This is a genomic window from Algoriphagus sp. NBT04N3, assembly GCF_019443765.1.
GTDB classification, from domain to species: Bacteria; Bacteroidota; Bacteroidia; order Cytophagales; family Cyclobacteriaceae; genus Algoriphagus; species Algoriphagus ornithinivorans.
Genome location: NZ_CP048415.1, coordinates 1872504 through 1890914, shown reverse-complemented (window position 1 = coordinate 1890914; position 18411 = coordinate 1872504). Strand labels below are relative to the sequence as shown.

The following is an 18411-nucleotide window of genomic DNA, read 5'->3' as shown; positions in this document are numbered from 1 at the left end:
TAAGTGGTAATCCCGAATTTAATCGGTTGAGATCTTGTCAATTCACTTCTAGATTTTCTTGTTATTGACTGACCTTATAAATTTAGATTTATTTGGAAAGATAAGCGTTTATCGCTTTTTCAATCCTATTTTCAAGTTGGTTTGTCTCTGCTTTCTGAAACTTTTCACCGGTGATCTTCTCGAAAAGTTCAATATAACGATCCGAGATGCTATCTACAATTTCATCGGTCATTTCAGGCACTTGCTGTCCCTCTTTCCCCTGGAAACCATTAGCAATCAACCATTGTCTAACAAATTCTTTGGAAAGCTGTTTTTGTGGCAAGTTTTTTTCTTGATTTTCCTCGTAACCTTCTGCGTAGAAGTATCTGGATGAGTCTGGTGTGTGGATCTCATCGATCAGAAATATTTGATCTCCGTATTTCCCGAATTCATATTTCGTATCTACCAGAATCAATCCTTTTTCTGCGGCCATTTCTTGCCCTCTTTGAAAAAGCGCACGCGTATATTTTTCCAAAACAGCATAGTCTTCCGTACTTACGATTCCTTTTGCCAAAATATCCTCTTTGGAAATATCTTCATCATGACCTTCTGAAGCTTTGGTGGTAGGAGTGATAATAGGAGTTGGAAAGCGATCATTTTCTTTCATGCCCTCAGGCATAGGTACTCCACAAATCATTCTTTTCCCTGCCTTGTATTCACGTGCAGCATGACCGGATAAATAGCCTCTGATTACCATTTCAACCTTAAATGGCTCACATCTTTTTCCTATGGTCACATTTGGGTCAGGGGTTGCTGCTACCCAGTTTGGAACTATATCAGCTGTGGCAGCAAGAAATTTCGCTGCAATTTGATTTAGAACTTGTCCCTTGAATGGGATGGGTTTGGGTAAAACCACGTCAAAAGCAGAAATCCTGTCAGAGGCTACTACAACCAATTCTTTTTCGAAGATATACACATCTCTTACCTTTCCTTTATAAAAGCCCTGTTGGCCGGGGAATTGAAAATTGGTTTCTTTGATCGCTTGACTCATGCTTTTGATTTTTGGCAAAAATAGGAAAAGCTTTGCCTTTATACTTTGGGTTTAGGGATTATTTCTCTTCGATTTTACCTGCTTTGTAAATTTCTACTCTTATAAGTTCTCCATTTTCATCATAGAACTCCCTTTTACCATCCAGTTTATCTTTTTTGAAATTCTTGATTTCTTTTAAACTCCCATCTTCCCTAAATATTTTAACTTCTCCCTCCAATAAACCATTGAGATAGGTATTTTTCATCTGAAGCTGTCCATTTGGAAAATAAAAGCTCTCACTAAGTACCAAATCTGAATTAGGAACAAACTTTCTTTCGATAGCAATTTTTCCATTTGCATGATAAACCAAAAGGGGAGTGGTAGGGATTCCTTTTTTATAGCTTATTTGGGATCTTATACTTCCATCAGGAAAATATTCCAGCAAATCACCTTCAGCTATCCCATTTTTGTAAGTTCCCCGTCTTTGAGGGCTTCCATCTTCAAAATTTAAAATATATGCCCCATCTAAGAGGCCTTTTTTGTAATCGATAGAAGACTGAATTTTACCATTTTCATAATACTGCTCTTCTTTTCCATCCAAAACTCCTTTAGAGTAGGTTGCAACTCTTAATTTTTGACCACTTTCATCAAACTCCTCTACCAAGCCATCAAATTGCCCCATGGAGAAATTGCGCCTGCTTTGGATTTCCCCATTTTCATAAAAAGATTCACTCAACCCATTTGGCCTGTCATTTTTGAACTCAGTCAGGTCCTGAAGACTTCCGTCGGGATAATAAGTGGTAACCTTTCCCTGAATTTGGTTATTACTGAAATTAAGTTCCTGCTGAACTTGTCCTGATGGATAAAAGCTTTTGCTCAAGCCATTTCTTTGATTTTCCAAAAAGGGGACAATGCGAATTGTATCTCCGGTAGCCGGATCTAAATCAACAAATAATCCATGTCTTTGGTCGTCTTTTAAAAAACCGATTTGGATCAATTGTCCATCTTCACTATATCTTTTGATTTGGCCCTGAGCTTTGCCGTTGATCCTGACATAAATTTCCTTTAACAGCTCCTGATCCTCATCGTAATAAGTGCGAATTGTATCCTGAGCTTTTGCAATCAAACAAAAGGAAAGAAAGAGTAGAATTGAAAGGGCTTTTTTCATAAAAATAATCCTTGGTGAAAATAATTCACCAAGGATCAAATTAATTGCTTTTTTAGACTTTTTCTAATACTAAAGCAGAAGCACCGCCTCCTCCGTTACAGATACCGGCAACTCCTATCTGTCCTGATTTTTGATGCAAGACAGAATTTAAAGTAGCGATGATTCTAGCTCCAGAAGCCCCTAGTGGGTGACCAAGGGAAACTGCACCTCCGAATACATTCAGTTTGTCTGGATTCAAATTCAGTTGTTTTTGATTGGCTAATGCCACCGCTGAGAAGGCTTCATTGATTTCATAAAAATCCACATCATCTGCAGTCAAACCTGCATGCTTGATAGCTTTAGGAATCGCAAGTGCTGGAGCAGTAGTAAACCATAGTGGGTCAGTGGCTGCATCTGCAAACCCTCTGATTTTCGCCAGAGGCTTTAATCCCAATTCTTCCGCTTTTTCTTTGCTGACTAATACTAATGCAGATGCTCCATCATTCATGGTGGAAGCATTGGCTGCTGTTACTGTTCCTTCTTTATCAAATACAGGACGAAGGGAAGGAATTTTATCAAACATGACATTTTTATATTCCTCATCCTCATCAATGAGAATTGTTTCCCCTTTTCTTCCTTTAAGTTCCACAGGAATTACTTCGTCCTTGAAGTATCCTTTTGCCCAAGCATCAGCAGATCTCTGGTAAGACTGTATTGCATAAGCATCCTGCTCTTCTCTGCTGATTTTCATCTCTTTGGCAGTATTATCTGCGCAATTTCCCATAGGGAATTTGTAGTAAACTTCGAATAAACCGTCTTTTACGAGACCGTCCACGAACTCTGCATTTCCATACTTGTATCCAAATCTGGCTTTAGGGACATAGAATGGAACATTGGACATGCTTTCCATTCCACCGGCAACGGCGACATCATTGATTCCAAGCATGATGGACTGAGCGGCAAACATTACTGCTTTCATTCCAGAAGCACATACCTTATTAATAGTAGTACAAGGGACTTGGTAACCAATTCCTGCTCCAATTGCAGCTTGTCTTGCAGGGGCTTGACCTAGATTGGCCGATATTACATTTCCCATGAAAACCTCCTGTACGTCATCCGCTTTGACACCGGATTTTTCTAAGGCACCTTTGATCGCAGTGCTCCCTAACTCAATGGCAGTAAGTCCTGAAAGCTTTCCTCCAAAACTTCCGAGTGGTGTACGAACTGCTGAAACAATATATACTTCTTTAGACATGTTTATTTGGGTTTAATTAAAAGCTTGTTTAGAAAACTTTACCAATCAGGAATTCCCCTTTTAGGTCTTTGAGTTGGTTTCTTTTTATTCTGTTGGATATACCGTAATTCAGCTGCATTCATGCTCTCTAAAATCTGAGCAGCTTGCTCTGGGGTCAAATTCATAGCCTTAAGCTTTTCCTTGAATTCCTCCATGGCTTTCTGTCTGTCAGCTAAATTGGCATCCATTTGATCATTGGCATTTTGGCTTGCAGGGTCATTGCTCTTGTCTGTAGGATTTCCGGACTGAGATTCCTTAGCTTTATCCTGATCTGTCTTCTCCCCTTGATCTTTGGACTCCTGCTGTTGGCCTTCTTCCCCTTGACTTTGCTGATTTTGCTGCTGCTGTTCCTGATTTTGTTGGTTCTGCTGCTGCTGATTTTGATTTTGTTCCTTTTCTTGATCTTGCTCCAGCTTTTCTTTCAAAGCTTTTAATTTTTGATCCTCAGGATATTTACTTAATCCCTGATTAACTGTTTTAAGAGCATCCTCTTTTTCAGTTTTGACATAGGATCTAGCAGCTCGGTTAAAGAAATCCCCAGCAGTTTGAGCTTGAATGCTCAAAGCGAAAAGCAAGAAAATGATGCTTAATAGGTATTTCATTTTTTCTCTATTTCTGTTATTTCTTGGAGACTGTTGATAAAGTCCTGATAAGCTGCAACCGTCTCATCCTGTTGCAGAGCATCAGTCATTACCTGTAACGCATTCTGGAACCTAAATTGTTCAACAAGGCGATCAGCCTCTGCTTTTTTGCGCTTGGCAAATTCAGATGGCTCGGGCTTATTCTGCTCCTCATTTTTCCTTTCCTCGTCTCTTTTCATCCAGCGAGCAAGTAATTCGTAATTATGCCTTGCTACCTCATTGAATGGGTCTTGAATTAAAGCAGATTTAAATTTATTAAGAGCTACTTCATATTCCTTCTTATTTCCCAAAATCACTCCACCCTGATTGTATGCAAAAGATGAGAGTAACTTATTCGGGCTAGTGGATGCTTTGTCAAAATAAGTACTGGCTTCATCGGGATTTTCTGCATAATGATAGCTGAGTCCCAAGTTGAAATCCAATGCGTAGGATTGGAGCTGAAACTGTTCTAATATAAATAAGTGGTCTTTAATAGACTGCTCATAGTCTGCTTTGGCATAGCTTTCAGCAGCAACATCTATCGCAGCATTCAACCTGGAGTCCCGGGTCCATGATGCAGGGATTATTAGGAAAATTGCTATGATGACTTTGCCCCAGCTCATTATAATCTAATTGTTTTGATAGGTAAAATCATGTCAATGAGAGACAGAACCAGTCCTGCCAAAAGAAAATAGAAATACTTATTGGAGGAGGTTTCTATTTTTCTGGTACCTACAGTTCCTCCTTCTAACCTCTCCAATGCTGCAGTGAGATCACCCAGCTCCTGGGCTTCATCTGAAATTTCAAAATATTGACCTCCCGTTTCTGAGGCAATGTATTTTAATGATCCTCTATCTAATTTCGTTTCAGCAGGTTTCCCGGTCTCAGGATTGATGATTACTCCATTTCCTCGTGGAATAGAGCTTCCTTTTTCTGTTCCAATACCCAAGGAGTAAACCTTGATCCCAGCATCGCTTAGTCTGTCGCCCACGTCGTCCAAATCATCCCCGAAATTCTCTCCGTCGGAGATCAAGACTATGGACTTGGATTTTACTTCCATGCTTTCATCATTGTTGAATCTTTCCAAGGCCATTTTTAAAGGACCTGTCAGGTCCGTGCCTGAATTCGGGACCAAACCGGTATTCAATCCATCTAAATAAAGCTGGAGCACACTTTGATCAAATGTCAAAGGACACTGCATAAAAGCCTCAGAGGAGAAAATTATCAAACCAATTCTGTCAGATGGAAAACTTTTAATCAAATTTTTCAACTCAAACTTGATTCTCTGTAAACGACTTGGTCCAATATCCGTTGCATTCATAGATTGGGATAAATCTATTGCAATGAAAATATCCTTTCCTTCTTCTTTGACTTCTTTGGTAGAGGTACCTATGGATGGTCCTGCCAAAGCGATTAGAAATAATATAAAATAAAGGGTTCGGATAACCAGTTTGGTGAAAAGTCTTCGCTTTTCAACTTGCAGCCTTCTATTGATGGCCCAATATCTTGATAAGTATACCAGATAGAGCAGAATAAAAATTCCTGCTAGTAGTGCAATAAGCTTGATGTCAGGATATGCCCAAATCATGGCCTGAAATTATAAAATAAAGCTTACTTTGAAAGGAACTTTCATGCAAGTGGTCGGTTATAAATTCAATGTTTGTAAATATTAACAATTATTAAATTCCAAATCCATCCAAGTAATTTGAATGGGTTCAATATTTTTGGTCAATGAATTTATCCAAAGTCAATTTTTGTTTGCTGATAGTCTTAGCTTTAAGTCTATTTCCGTTTATCCTAAGTGCTCAGGAAAGTACGAAAATCAGTGGACAGGTTTTGGATGTGAAAGATTCATCACCATTGACGGGAGCAAATATTTTTTGGGAAAATGATTTAAAATCTGGAGTAGTTAGTGATTTAGATGGGAATTTTGAAATCCAGCCCACTAAACTTCCAGCCAGATTGATTGTCTCTTTTATAGGCTATGAAAAATCAATCAGAGTTCTTACTGAAAAAGATTTATCCAAATTTCAGAGATTTTTTTTGAATCCTGAGGAGTTATCTCTTGAGGAAGTGATTATTCAGGAAAGGCGTCCGGATGAAAATGTTAGAAATCTGGAGACTGGAAAAGCAAGGGTTCCTATCGAGACTATTAAGAATATTCCCGCTTTATTTGGAGAAGTCGATTTGCTTAGAAGTTTGCAGCTACTACCTGGAGTTCAAACTGCAGGGGAGGGCACTACTGGTTTATTTGTTAGAGGAGGCTCTGCCGATCAAAATTTAGTACAACTGGATGGAGCTCCTGTTTACAATCCTTCCCATTTCTTTGGATTCTTTTCGGTCTTTAATCCAGATGCATTAGATCAGGTGGAATTATATAAGGGAAACATGCCCGCTTCCTATGGAGGAAGGTTGTCTTCTCTAATTGATGTTAGTTTGAGAGAAGGAAATTATGATCAAATTCATGGAGAGGGTGGAATTGGAACAATTTCTTCCAGGTTTACTATAGATGGTCCATTATTTTCCGAAAAATCCTCTTTTGTATTTTCGGCGAGAAGAACCTATGCAGATGTTTTTTTGAAACTGGCTAATGATCCAGATCTAAGAGATAATAGGCTTAATTTTTATGATTTAAGCGGGAAGCTGGCGTTTAAAATCTCGGACAAGGATAAGATCACTTTCTCTACCTATCAAGGGAGAGATTTCTTGGGAATAAATAGAGAGTTCGGGTTGGGTTGGAGTAATTGGGTGAGTTCATTGAAATGGTCTAGAAATATTTCTGATGACTTGTTTTTTGACTTAGATGCTTATCACTCTTTTTACAATTATAAAATCGAAATCAATGATCCGGATAATGGGTTTATTTGGAATAATAACCTTTCTGAATCAGGAATTAAGGGAAACTGGTCCTTAAATAATAATTCAAAAACACAGACTTACTGGGGCTTTCATTCCCAGTTTTATAATTTTTCACCCATCAATTTAGAACCTCTTCCGAACAGTAATCTGGACCCAATCAATACCAATCCAAAAAATGGAGTTTTGAATAATTTATTCGCTGGACTGTCTCATCAATTCTCTTCAAAATTGAGTGCTGAGGCTGGGCTCCGATGGGGTTTTTTCAATCAGCTGGGTAGAGGTGTGGACTATAGATATGCGGGAGGTATTCCGGGACCGGATGTGGAAGTGATTGATTCTGTTCAATTCAATTCCTTCGAAAACATCAAGTTTTATCAAGGCTTGGAGCCAAGGTTGGCTTTCAGATATTTGATTAATGAAGAGTTTTCCTTGAAAGCCGCCTACAACAGAAATTTTCAATACGTGCAGATTGCTTCTAATAGTTCTGCAGGATTGCCAATTGATAGATGGATTTTGGCTGGCACTTATGTGCCTCCAATTCGATCTGATCAAATTTCAATAGGAATGTTCAAAAACTTCCAAAATAACAAATGGGAGTTTTCAGTTGAATCTTATTATAAAGACCTGAGAAATATCATTGATTTGAGAAATGGAGCCCAAGTTCTGTTTACAGACCAGGTGGAAACAGAAATAATTACCGGAAAAGGCTGGGCTTATGGAGTGGAGTTTTTACTTCGAAAAAATACCGGAAAAACTACAGGCTGGCTAGCATATACTTGGTCTAGGACTTGGAGGTTGATTGAAGGAATTAGTGAAAACCGAAAGTATAACCCAAGATTTGATAGACCTCATGATGTGACTTTGGTCTTGAATCATGAGTTTTCTCCTTCCTGGTCTGCTGGTTTAACCTTCGTTTATACCACAGGACAGGCAGTTACATTTCCAATCGGAACTTATCCAGTAGACAACCAGCAATTACCACTTTTTTCCAAATTCAGAAATCAGGATAGATTCCCGGATTATCATCGCATGGATGCCTCAGTCACGTGGAAAAACCCCAATAAAGGGAGAAAATTGAGAGGAAGCTGGAACTTCAGTGTTTACAATCTATATGGAAGAAAGAATCCTTTTGCCTATGAGTTCCGTCAGATATACAATGATGATTTTAGATTTAGTGCGGGGGATGGTCCTATTGAATCAAGTCGGCAAGGAATCGTCATGACCTATTTGTTTACATTTCTTCCTTCAATTACTTATAATTTTCAGTTCTGATGAGACGATTGCTTATTCCTCTGTTGAATGTGCTGTTTTTTTCCTGTCAGGAAGAAGTGGATCTTCCCTTGGCTACTATAGAAGGGGAGATCCCCGTAATAGAAGGTACATGGACCGATAAGGACTTTTATAATGAGGTGACTATTAGCCTTGCTAAGAATTATTTTGATGAATCCACTAGAATAGTGATTTCTGATGCTGAGGTGGTAATCAGTATTCCAGGGACTGAAGTTTTGATCCCATTTGTCTACAATTCCAGTACAAGGAGCTATAGGCCGAAGGATAGGAGAAAGGTGGCAAAAGTAGGAGAGCGATATAATCTTTCCGTCAAATGGGGGGGTAATATTTATCAAGCTTCGGGACTGATGTTAGAGGCTCCAAAAATTGATAGTTTGACCTATGAGTTCAAAGAGAAAAGACTATTCTCTGACGAGGGATACTATATTAAAGCCTATGGCAAAATTCCATTCACCAGAGATAACTATTATCGGATTAGAGTCATTGAAAATGATACCTTGAAAAACAATAGGGAGGATTATTTACTATTTGATGACACCTTTGGATTAAGTTTTTTCGAAAGAGGTTTGGAGTTAAATTATGCATTTCAGCCTGGAGATAGAGTTAGACTGGAGCTTTTTCGTATGAATCGAGATGTTTATAATTATTTTACCCAGTTGGTAGGTTTGTTATTTAATGATGGTGGACTCTTCAGTCCTCCTCCTCAAAATCCAGAAACCAATATTCGGGTCATTCAGGGAGAGGGTGAGGTATTGGGATGTTTCCTGGTTTCGCCTTTATTATCGGAATCCATTTTTATTCGCGAATAACCTATATTTAGTAAGCCAGAAATTATTTTTCAATAGATCTACTAATTTTTAATAGGTTATTTAAAAAATTCATTTTAAATTAAAGTCATGAAAGAATTATCAGAACAGGAAGAGCGCATCATGCGCATACTATGGAAGATGGGACAAGGTCTCATTCGTGACGTTTTGGACGAATTTCCAGAACCTAAGCCACCTTACACCACTTTGGCCTCAACAATCAGGTTACTGGAGAAAAAGGGGTATTTGACTCACAAGGTTTACGGGACAGTTCACATGTATATCCCGACAATCAGCCAGGAAGACTATTCTAAGAAAAGTATCAATCATATGGTAAAGCATTTCTTTGAAGGGTCTGTAGGTAATTTCTTATCCTTCATGGTGAAAGAGAAAAAAATCAGCAAGGATGAAATTGATGATTTGCAGAAGATGATTGATGACTACGAAAAAAAGGATAAACAATGAATAATGTTTTAAATTATCTTTTAGAAGGAAGCATTTGCCTTGTAGGCGGATGGGTTTTTTATAAGGTAGTATTAGAAAAACTGACCTTCTTTGACTGGAATAGAGTAACTCTTCTGGTTTTGATGCTGCTGGTTCTTTTTGTGCCCCTTTTGTCATTTGAGATGACTCAAGCGGCGGCACCTCTTGCGGAATACACACTTCCTACTTTTGATTTTGGAAATACTACTGAGCAAGTAGAAACCTATACTTGGCAGGATATGATCTTGGTGATATATGCCATTGGATTGGTTTTTTCATTAGGTAAGTTCTGTTTGGGTTTGGCTAAACCTATTTTTCAGCTACAGTTGGTCGAAAAGAGGAATTATCAGGGAATGAAATTAGCCATCCATCCTAGCTTTGAACCAGCATCTTTCTTCAATTATATTTTATTGCCAAAATTTGACCCAGAGGATCCAGATCAAAAACAGATTTTACTTCATGAGTCAATTCACGTGGCAAAAAAACACACTTGGGACTTGATTCTGATTCAGTTTACCAAGGCTATTTTTTGGTTTAACCCATTCATTTATGCTTTAGAAAAATCTCTTCGGGAAGTGCATGAGTTTCAGGCTGACCAAGGGGTGACCAAATCTTTTTCTCAATTCGATTATTCAAGATTGCTTGTTAGACTTTTGGCTAAAGACCAAGGCTGGCAGTTTATGAATAGCTTTAATCAATTTCAAACAAAAAAACGCATTGTAATGATGAACAAAACTAAATCAACTGAACTGCAAAAGAGCAGATTTTTGTTAGTTCTCCCTCTTTTTTCACTAATGGTTTTTGTATTCGCCTGCGAGCAAAACTTATCAGATGAACCACTCAAGCCAGAACAGATAGTGGATGTTATGAAAGCTGATGGAACTGTCGAACTTAAAGGTATGGTGAATGGAAAAATGGTTGACATAGCTGCGGAAGAAATATTTGACGTGGTGGAAACTCAGCCTCAACCACCGGGGGGAATGTCTGGATGGAATAATTACTTGAGCGCGAATCTTAAATACCCGGAAGCCGCAAGGGGAGAGGGAGTTGAAGGTACTGTAATTGTCGTTTTTGTAATTAATACTGATGGTTCAGTTCAGGATGTGGAAATTTTGAGAGGAGTGGGTTCTGGTTTGGATGAAGAGGCACTAAGAGTGGTTCAAAATTCCCCTGAATGGAAAGCTGGCGAACAAAGAGGTCGGAAAGTAAGAACTCGAATGAGATTACCAATTCGGTTCAAGTTGAGTTAAGCAAATAATCGTGTTAAGTAACCTGAAAAGCTCTCCAAGCTATTGGAGAGTTTTTTCCTTTAAAATTCAAAATCATGAAAAACGATAAATTAACCCTAGTATTTATTCCCCTTTTCCTATTTTTAATCGGGGTGGAGTTGAAAGCTCAAACTGGCGAAACAGTTGAGGAACAGATAGAAAAATTAGATGTTGCTCCTCAGCCTCCCGGTGGATTTCAGGGATGGACGCAATATCTTATCAATAGTTTAAAATATCCTGAAAAGGCCCAATCCAAAGAAATAGAAGGCACTGTCATTGTTTCTTTTATTGTAGAAAAAGACGGCTCACTTAGCGATATTGAGTTGATGAGAGGGATTGGTGGAGGATGCGATGAGGAAGCCTTGAGAGTAGTCAAAGGCTCTGGCAAATGGTCTCCAGGTGAAATGAATGGGAGTATTGTCAGGACAAGAATGAGACTTCCAATTCGATTCAAATTGGGATAGAAAAAGAGGCTGTCTCAAAAGTGAAGTTTGTCACATTGAGCGTCCCAACAATTGTTAGGGATCGAAATGTGGGCCAGAAAGAATAAAATGGCCGTTGACTACCTGCCTGACGTTAATCAGGCGCTCAGTCTGACAATCTACTAAAAAGACAGCCTTTTTTTATTAGAAATCAGTTGTCTTTCCATCCAAATCCAATTCCTTAATCCAGACATTTTTGTAAAGGACATCGTGTCCTTCAGCCTGAAGTTTCAAACCTCCAGGTCTGTCTGTAATACCTTTACCACCGTCATTTCCACCGTCTAGACCAGAATTTGGACCGCCCCATACCTGTTGGATTACCACATCTTCGTGGATTTTTTTACCATTAAAATAAACTGTGACCCTGGCTTTTTCTTTTAATATTCCATTTTCAAAGCGAGCTGCTTTGAATACTATGTCATAGGCATTCCATTTCCCAAGACCATTATAGGCCTGTTCTTTTGGGAGATGTTCATTGATCACTGCAGCCAATCCATGAAGTCCATAGTCTCCATCCAGGATTTGAATTTCGTATCGATTCTGAAGATAAACCCCGCTATTTCCTCCCTCATTTTTTATCAAAAACTCCACATGAGCCCTGAAGTCCTTGTATTTCTTTTTGGTAACGATATCTGCAGCTCCATATTTCCCTCCTGCTCCTGCTGGGTCATTGGAACTGATTGCTTTGCCTCCTGTCACAGGATCTTGAACTTCAGGCCATTTGATAGGTGCCTCAGCAGAAAATCTAGGTCCTTCCCAATACTCCCATTTTTCAAGCAACATAGACTTGGTACCATCTAACATGAGTTCTGCTCCTTCAATAGGTTTGACACCCACTCCGACTTGTGCAGTGCTTTCACAGCTTAAGAAAAGGAAATAAAAGAATGCCGATGAAAGGCATAGGATGGAGGTTTTTGTGTTTTTCATAGGTTTTGGGTTTGATTTATTAAAAAGCTATTGATTGCTTTTTGGTCAATTTGGTTAATTTTAATGATGTAGGAAATAAATTTTACACGGAGAATGCGAAGTAATCTCCCTTTCTTTAAATTATTTTCTATGCTAGGCCTTGTTTATCTTTTTCATGAAGAGAATAAAAGGCACTTTAACATCAAAAGGAATACTATGAAATGGCAAGGCCGCAAAAAAAGCAGCAATATCGATGATAGAAGAGGAAGAAGTTCTTCTGGAGGAGGAATGAATCCATTATTGATAGGTTCATTGCTCAAAATCCTCTTTTCCAAAACGGGACTCATTATAGTAGGGATATTAATTGCATTTTCCATTATTACGGGCACCAACCCATTAAGCTTTTTAGGTGGATTTTTGCAAGGTGGAGGGCAAGGATTTACGACGGAATCCAATTACCAGCCAACTGCTGAGGAAGATGAATTGGCTGAATTCAGTGCAGTCATATTGGGGGATACAGAGCAGGTATGGAATCAATTGATTTCAAATTATCGGGAACCCACTTTAGTTCTTTTTACTGGATCAGTTTCTTCGGCTTGTGGTAATGCCAGCGCGGCAACAGGTCCTTTTTATTGTCCGGCTGATGAAAAACTGTATATAGATTTAAGCTTTTTTGAGGATATGGAAAGGAAATTAAATGCGCCGGGAGATTTTGCTCAAGCCTATGTTATTGCCCATGAAGTAGGACATCATATCCAAAAAATCATGGGAATTACTGATGAGGTTCATTCCCTGAGAGGTCAGATTAGCGATCAAGAGTATAATCAATATTCTGTCAGACTGGAGCTTCAGGCGGATTTCCTTGCGGGAGTTTGGGCTCATCACAGCCAAAAGAGCAGCGGGATGATGGAAAGGGGGGATTTGGAAGAAGCACTGAATGCTGCTAATGCTATTGGAGATGACAGGCTTCAAAAACAGGCAGGGGGTAGGGTAGTACCTGATTCTTTTACCCATGGCACATCTGCTCAAAGAATGCGCTGGTTCAAAAAAGGATTTGATACAGGGGATTTGAGCCAAGGCGATACCTTCAGCGCCAAATCACTATAAGACTTAGATTTCCAGAATATAATCAAGAATACCTGCGTTTTTGCCTTTAGGCCTTGTGACTAAAAGAGGAAGGCTGTCATTGAATTGAATTAGCCTTTCAGCCATACTACCTATAAAAAGTGCGGTAGCAGCTGTTCGTCCTTTAGCCCCGATAATGATGCCATCAGCATTGATTTCCAAGGCCTTGTTGACAATTTCCTGAACGGGATCATCATCCTCGTCTTTGGTATAGACAGGAGTGATTTTGATTCCTTTGGTATTTATTTTTCGAATGAATTTTTTGTAAGCTATCTCAGCATGCATCTGCATGATTTGAGTAAACTCTTCGTAGCTTTTTCCTGTGAAATGATAACCGGAAGGGATAGAGAATACATTCTGGCATACGATTTCCACATTTCCATGTTTTTCAGCGATCATAATCGCTTCTTCTAGCGCATCTTTGGAATAATCAGAAAAATCCGATGGAACCAGAATTTTTTGAACTTTAGGTTGGGAGTTTTCAGGAACGATTAATAAGGAACAAGATGCCCGTCTTGCCAGCCTCAAAGATACTACACCAGTGCCTGGGAGATGAATTTTTCTGCCTACAATAATCATATCAGCAGATTTTTCCTCAGCTAATTTGAGTACCTTTTTAGATAAAGAACCCTCTTTTACAATATAGTTTAAGGAGATACCTTTTTGATCAGGGAAGTTTTCAGAGACAACCGTTTCCATGGCCGCTTGTCGTTCATTGATCATGCTCTCCACCAAATTTGGAAACTCTTCCAAAACCTCCTTAGGTACAGATAGATTTTTGATCACATTGACAAAGTAAATCTTCTTGGTTTGATTCACTTTGGCAATAAATGCCGCATATTGAATCAGGGTCTTATCCAAAGAAGTTTGGTCCAGGCAAACGATCATTTTTTTAATCAAGTACATAGTTCTCCGGGTTTTGGAATTACAAAGTTAAGGCTAAATGAAATGTTTAAATATAGAAACGGTATAATATTTTGTTGCGAACGCTAAATTTTTGATTTGGTTCTAATTTTTAAAGAAAAATACCTCAATAATCAGAATTATATTTCATTTTAATCGATTTGACATATTGTTTTCTCCGAATATTTCTGGAATTATCCTCTATTTACTTAACCCCTCTCTCATAATATCGTATATTTGCACAAGTCCGGGTCGCCGACATGTTCAAACTTCACAATTAACATAATTACCGAGTGAAGCCCTTTCCAAAAACAGGCCTCACCTCGATCCCGATGTTATCGGACTAATCGGGGCCTCGCCCAAAAAAGCAGGATAACAGTGGAAGTTTGCGGATTAAAGGCAGCTCAAATCTTGTCTATACGGAGGTTTGTAACACTCTAAGACCCGGACTTTTTAATTTTTTCCTTTATCCAGTTGAGTTCAGTTTTTCCATAAAAACCACTCACCGCAATTAACCAAAATATTCCTAGAATCAAGATTGATCTAATTGTTATATCGATCAATGGATTTTCCATCATTGGTAAAATGGAAGTCATAATCAGAGCAAAAAGACCTAAGCCTATGATTTTTACCGTGTCCAATGAAAAAGGGTTGAAGTCCAATCTGATTTTTAGAAAGAGGAATTTTACTGTATTAAAGGCCAACATGACTAATGCTGAAGCGATTGCAGCCCCCTCTATTCCATAAATAGGAATCAACCAAAAGTTCATCAGAATAATCAGGATACTCATGGCTATAGTTGCTATCAGGTTAAACCTGTAATACTTGGAGAAGACCAAGATCTCAGAATTGATTGAAAAGGCCACATCAAAAAGTTTTCCCAATCCAATAAAGAATACAATCCATTTCCCGCTTTCATAAATTTCCCTATTGGGGATAAAATGGTAGATGGAATCAATATTAGCCCAGATTCCCAGAAATAATAGGATACAGATGTAGAATTGCCTTGTGGAAACTTCCTTATATAGCCGGTTAATTTCTACTAGATTGTTTTTTGAAAAATGATCGGCAACTACGGGCATCACAACTTGAGAAATAGCTCTTCTTGGCATTTCTATGACCAATGCCATGCTAAATGCAATGGTATAAATTGCATTTGCCTCCAAACTGACCATAGAACTGACCATGATGCTGTCAATTTTCATGATGAGGGTAGAGGCAGCAGTGGCTAGAAAGGTTATAAGACTGAATTTTAAAAATGAGCTTCTGAATCCTTTTGGAAATGACCTCCAATTCAGATCAACTTTCAAAACTTTCAACCATGACAAATAAACCAGAATCCCCAAAAGCGGTATCCCATATACTGCTATGAGCCCTGCCATCATCCAATCAAAATTGATCCATTTCATCAAAAAACAAATGACCCAAAGGCCTGTCAGTAATCTAAGCAAAACCTCCCGGAAGAAGGTAGGAATAGCTACTTTGAGAAAAGATCTGCTATAGGCATCTAAAATGGAATTGGCCAAAGCCAAAAATGTGATCAATAAAACGATCCATAAATAATTGATCAGCTCGGGAGAATTAGAGGAAAATAAACCAATAATTTCTTCTTTGAATACGAAAAATAGGAAACTCACTAAAACAAAGCCTGCAGTGGCGAGAAGCAAACTAAAACTCAAAAAAGCAGAATGACCTGCTTTTAATTTGGGGAAATACCGGGTAATTCCATGTCCCAATCCTAATTGAGCAAAGGGAACAAACAGTAAAGCTAGATCTTGAATTGTGCGAAAAGTACCTAACTGAGCAGCTTCTAAAGCATAAGGATATAGCCAAAGGACATTAAAATAGCCAATGACTACACCTAAGTAGGAAAAAAGTGTGGTTTGAATACTTTGACTGGCAACTTTGCCCATAGGGTGAAATTATCAAAAAATTGGAAATGCTACCTTTTTTTCTTCAAATCAAGGTTTAGCACATTTATCACAGCCCGGTTCGGTTTTAGGTTTATAGAAAAACCTTCTACCCAAATAGACTACAGCTCCCAACACGATGATTCCTACGATTATTTCTTGCCACATTTTAGGATAAAATTTGATAAGTAATCAATGCTGATACATAAGCCAAAGCGGTCATGTATACTGTTTGGATTAACGGCCATTTCCATCCTTTAGTTTCCCTGTACACAATCGCCAGGGTACTCATACACTGCATAGCGAAAACATAAAATACCATCAAAGAGAATGCGGTGGCTTTGTTGAATACTTTATCGCCCGTCACCGGGTTAATTTGAGCATTCAACTTTTCCCGAATGGTGGAATCGTCTTCCGGATCACCCCCTATGCTATAAATAGTCGCAATGGTGGATACGAATACTTCTCTAGCCGCAAAGGATGTGATCAATGCTATTCCAATTTTCCAGTCATAACCTAAGGGTCGAATAGCTGGCTCAATAGCTCTTCCCATGATTCCTATGAAGGAATTTTCCAATAAGTCTGATGAGGCTTCTGCTCTGATTTCTTCTATTTCCACTTCAGAAGACGCCAATTCTATTTTTTGGTCTCTTTCTGCTCTGATTTCCTCCATTTTTTCAGGAGGGCCATAGGTGCCCAATACCCATAGAATGATTGAAATAGCTAAAATCACCTTTCCTGCCTCTGTCACAAATGTCTTGGACTTATTGTACATGGTAATGATCACGTCTTTCCATCTTGGGGTACGATAAGATGGAAGTTCTACCATCAAAAAGCTCTTTTCATCGGTTTTGAGGATGCTTTTAAGTCCAAAAGCTGTAAATAAAACACCAATCACTCCCAAAAGATAAAGAGACAATAAGGCGACAGCTTGAAGATTAATAAACCCTAAAACGGTCTCATTTGGAACTACCAAGCCAATTAGAATGATGTATACCGGCAGCCTTGCTGAGCAACTCATTAGCGGAGTCACCATGATGGTTATGATTTTCTCTTTCCAGTTACCGATATTTCTGGCAGCCATAACTCCTGGAATAGCACATGCTACTCCTGAAACCAAAGGCACTATACTTTTACCGTGAAGACCAAAGGGGCGCATCCATCTGTCCATCAAAAAGACAACTCTGGACATATACCCTGTGTCCTCCAGAATGGCTAAAAATCCAAAAAGCAAGGCGATTTGAGGAATAAAAATGACTATACCTCCTATACCTGGGATAATACCTTCGGCTAAGAGACTGGTCAATACTCCTTCTGGTAAAACTGTACTCACCCAAGTTCCCAAATCAGCAAAAACCCCGTCTATCAAGTCCATCGGAACTGTGGCCCAGGCAAAAATTGCCTGAAAAATGACCAATAAGATGGAGGCGAAAACGAGATATCCGAAAACAGGATGTAAAATTATTTTGTCTATGGTGTTTGAGGACTCTTTTCTATCCTCTTTTTTCACCAGTACTTTTTCTATTATACCGGTGATTTTTCTATACCTGAGCTTGGTTTCCTCAAGTTGGGCTGATTCCAAATTGATATTCAAGCTGTCTATCTTATTTTTAACCCATTGCCTTTTTTCCAGAGGAAGCCCTTTATCTTTCAATCCAAACCTTAAAATTTGATAAGCCTGATAGTCATTGGATAGGTCGAACTTTTCTTTTATGTCTTGTAGAAGAGAAGAGTCTATGAAATCGTCTACCTGAAGGAATTGACTTTTTTTGGAAAAATTCTTCTGATGGATCAATTCCCGGATTTGCTCCAATCCTTTGGAACCTCTTGCATCCGTGTTTAAAATTGGTACTCCTAAAGCTTTGAATAATTCGAAGCCTTTTATTTCCAGATCGTGCTTTTCAGCTAAATCTGACATGTTCAGCACCAAAGCCAGATTCAATCCAAGGTCAATCAACTGCGATGCTAAAAACATCCCTCTTGATAGCTGAAGAGAATCAATAACCATCAACACATAATCAGGTCGCTCAACTTCACTCAACTGATTTAATACTCTGTGGGCTATGATTTCATCTTCGGAGTTTGGATAGAGGGAATAAGTCCCAGGAAGATCTATAATTTCATAAGTTGACCCTTGGTAATTCATCATACCAATTTTCTTATCCACAGTTACCCCCGGGTAATTACCTATTTTCTGGCTTAGACCGGTGAGTTGGTTGAATATGGTCGACTTACCAACATTGGGGTTTCCTATGATGGCAATCTTGAGTGGCTTGACTAAAGGTGATTGAGTCTGTTCAGGCATGTGG

General features: G+C 38.7%; 16 protein-coding genes and 2 pseudogenes. 7 read left to right on the top strand and 11 right to left on the bottom strand.

Annotation, left to right across the window (positions count from 1 at the left end; genetic code table 11):
• Positions 1-88: 88 nt before the first annotated feature.
• From GYM62_RS08230 to GYM62_RS08205, 6 genes are read right to left on the bottom strand one after another with little or no spacing between them, the layout of a single operon-like run.
• Positions 89-1030 (bottom strand): phosphoribosylaminoimidazolesuccinocarboxamide synthase, encoded by a 942-nt coding sequence (locus GYM62_RS08230; protein WP_219959057.1) that lies wholly within the window; start codon positions 1028-1030, stop codon positions 89-91.
• Between the two features lie 58 nt (positions 1031-1088).
• Entirely contained in the window at positions 1089-2177 is a 1089-nt protein-coding gene (locus GYM62_RS08225) for a toxin-antitoxin system YwqK family antitoxin (protein ID WP_219959056.1), read from the bottom strand.
• Positions 2178-2229: 52 nt separating this feature from the next.
• On the bottom strand, positions 2230-3411 hold the full coding sequence (locus GYM62_RS08220) for an acetyl-CoA C-acyltransferase (protein WP_219959055.1): 1182 nt from the start codon (positions 3409-3411) through the stop codon (positions 2230-2232).
• A 38-nt stretch (positions 3412-3449) separates the two neighbouring features.
• A complete protein-coding gene (locus GYM62_RS08215; protein WP_219959054.1) occupies positions 3450-4052 on the bottom strand; it encodes a hypothetical protein in 603 nt (200 codons plus the stop codon).
• Positions 4049-4693: a hypothetical protein gene (locus GYM62_RS08210; protein WP_219959053.1), complete on the bottom strand. Its 645-nt coding sequence runs from the start codon at positions 4691-4693 to the stop codon at positions 4049-4051. The genes GYM62_RS08215 and GYM62_RS08210 overlap by 4 nt, the downstream gene beginning before the upstream one ends.
• Positions 4693-5658 (bottom strand): VWA domain-containing protein, encoded by a 966-nt coding sequence (locus tag GYM62_RS08205; RefSeq protein ID WP_219959052.1) that lies wholly within the window; start codon positions 5656-5658, stop codon positions 4693-4695. The genes GYM62_RS08210 and GYM62_RS08205 overlap by 1 nt, the downstream gene beginning before the upstream one ends.
• 143 nt (positions 5659-5801) lie before the next feature.
• On the opposite strand from GYM62_RS08205, the gene GYM62_RS08200 reads away from it, so the two are divergent.
• The 6 genes and pseudogenes from GYM62_RS08200 (at position 5802) to GYM62_RS08180 (ending at position 11240) form a co-directional block, all read left to right on the top strand.
• Positions 5802-8201: a TonB-dependent receptor gene (locus GYM62_RS08200; RefSeq protein ID WP_219959051.1), complete on the top strand. Its 2400-nt coding sequence runs from the start codon at positions 5802-5804 to the stop codon at positions 8199-8201.
• Positions 8201-9028 (top strand): DUF4249 family protein, encoded by an 828-nt coding sequence (locus GYM62_RS08195; protein WP_219959050.1) that lies wholly within the window; start codon positions 8201-8203, stop codon positions 9026-9028. Before GYM62_RS08200 ends, GYM62_RS08195 begins: the two co-directional genes overlap by 1 nt.
• 87 nt (positions 9029-9115) lie before the next feature.
• Positions 9116-9490 (top strand): BlaI/MecI/CopY family transcriptional regulator, encoded by a 375-nt coding sequence (locus GYM62_RS08190; RefSeq protein ID WP_219959049.1) that lies wholly within the window; start codon positions 9116-9118, stop codon positions 9488-9490.
• Positions 9487-10221 (top strand): annotated as a pseudogene (locus GYM62_RS21145) (M56 family metallopeptidase); the annotation flags it as partial. The gene GYM62_RS08190 and the pseudogene GYM62_RS21145, both read left to right, overlap by 4 nt.
• Before the next feature lie 213 nt (positions 10222-10434).
• Positions 10435-10758 (top strand): annotated as a pseudogene (locus GYM62_RS20990) (energy transducer TonB); the annotation flags it as partial.
• A gap of 74 nt (positions 10759-10832) precedes the next feature.
• A complete protein-coding gene (locus tag GYM62_RS08180) occupies positions 10833-11240 on the top strand; it encodes an energy transducer TonB (RefSeq protein ID WP_219959048.1) in 408 nt (135 codons plus the stop codon).
• Positions 11241-11402: 162 nt separating this feature from the next.
• Here GYM62_RS08180 and GYM62_RS08175 read toward each other — a convergent pair whose 3' ends face one another.
• Complete coding sequence (locus GYM62_RS08175; RefSeq protein WP_219959047.1) at positions 11403-12185, bottom strand: DUF1080 domain-containing protein; 783 nt, start codon at positions 12183-12185, stop codon at positions 11403-11405.
• 195 nt (positions 12186-12380) lie between these two features.
• Here GYM62_RS08175 and GYM62_RS08170 point away from each other — a divergent pair, with 195 nt between their 5' ends.
• Positions 12381-13271: a neutral zinc metallopeptidase gene (locus GYM62_RS08170; protein WP_144602543.1), complete on the top strand. Its 891-nt coding sequence runs from the start codon at positions 12381-12383 to the stop codon at positions 13269-13271.
• A 3-nt stretch (positions 13272-13274) separates the two neighbouring features.
• On the opposite strand, the gene GYM62_RS08165 is transcribed toward GYM62_RS08170, so the two are convergent.
• From GYM62_RS08165 to feoB, 4 genes are all read right to left on the bottom strand, one after another.
• Complete coding sequence (locus GYM62_RS08165; RefSeq protein ID WP_091650203.1) at positions 13275-14195, bottom strand: universal stress protein; 921 nt, start codon at positions 14193-14195, stop codon at positions 13275-13277.
• 434 nt (positions 14196-14629) lie between these two features.
• Entirely contained in the window at positions 14630-16105 is a 1476-nt protein-coding gene (locus GYM62_RS08160; RefSeq protein ID WP_219959046.1) for a lipopolysaccharide biosynthesis protein, read from the bottom strand.
• Between the two features lie 48 nt (positions 16106-16153).
• Positions 16154-16270 carry a FeoB-associated Cys-rich membrane protein gene (locus tag GYM62_RS08155; RefSeq protein ID WP_091650209.1) on the bottom strand — a complete coding sequence of 39 codons (117 nt, stop codon included), beginning with the start codon at positions 16268-16270 and terminating at the stop codon, positions 16154-16156.
• A gap of 1 nt (position 16271) precedes the next feature.
• Complete coding sequence (gene feoB / locus GYM62_RS08150; RefSeq protein ID WP_219959045.1) at positions 16272-18407, bottom strand: ferrous iron transport protein B; 2136 nt, start codon at positions 18405-18407, stop codon at positions 16272-16274.
• Between the last annotated feature and the right edge of the window lie 4 nt (positions 18408-18411).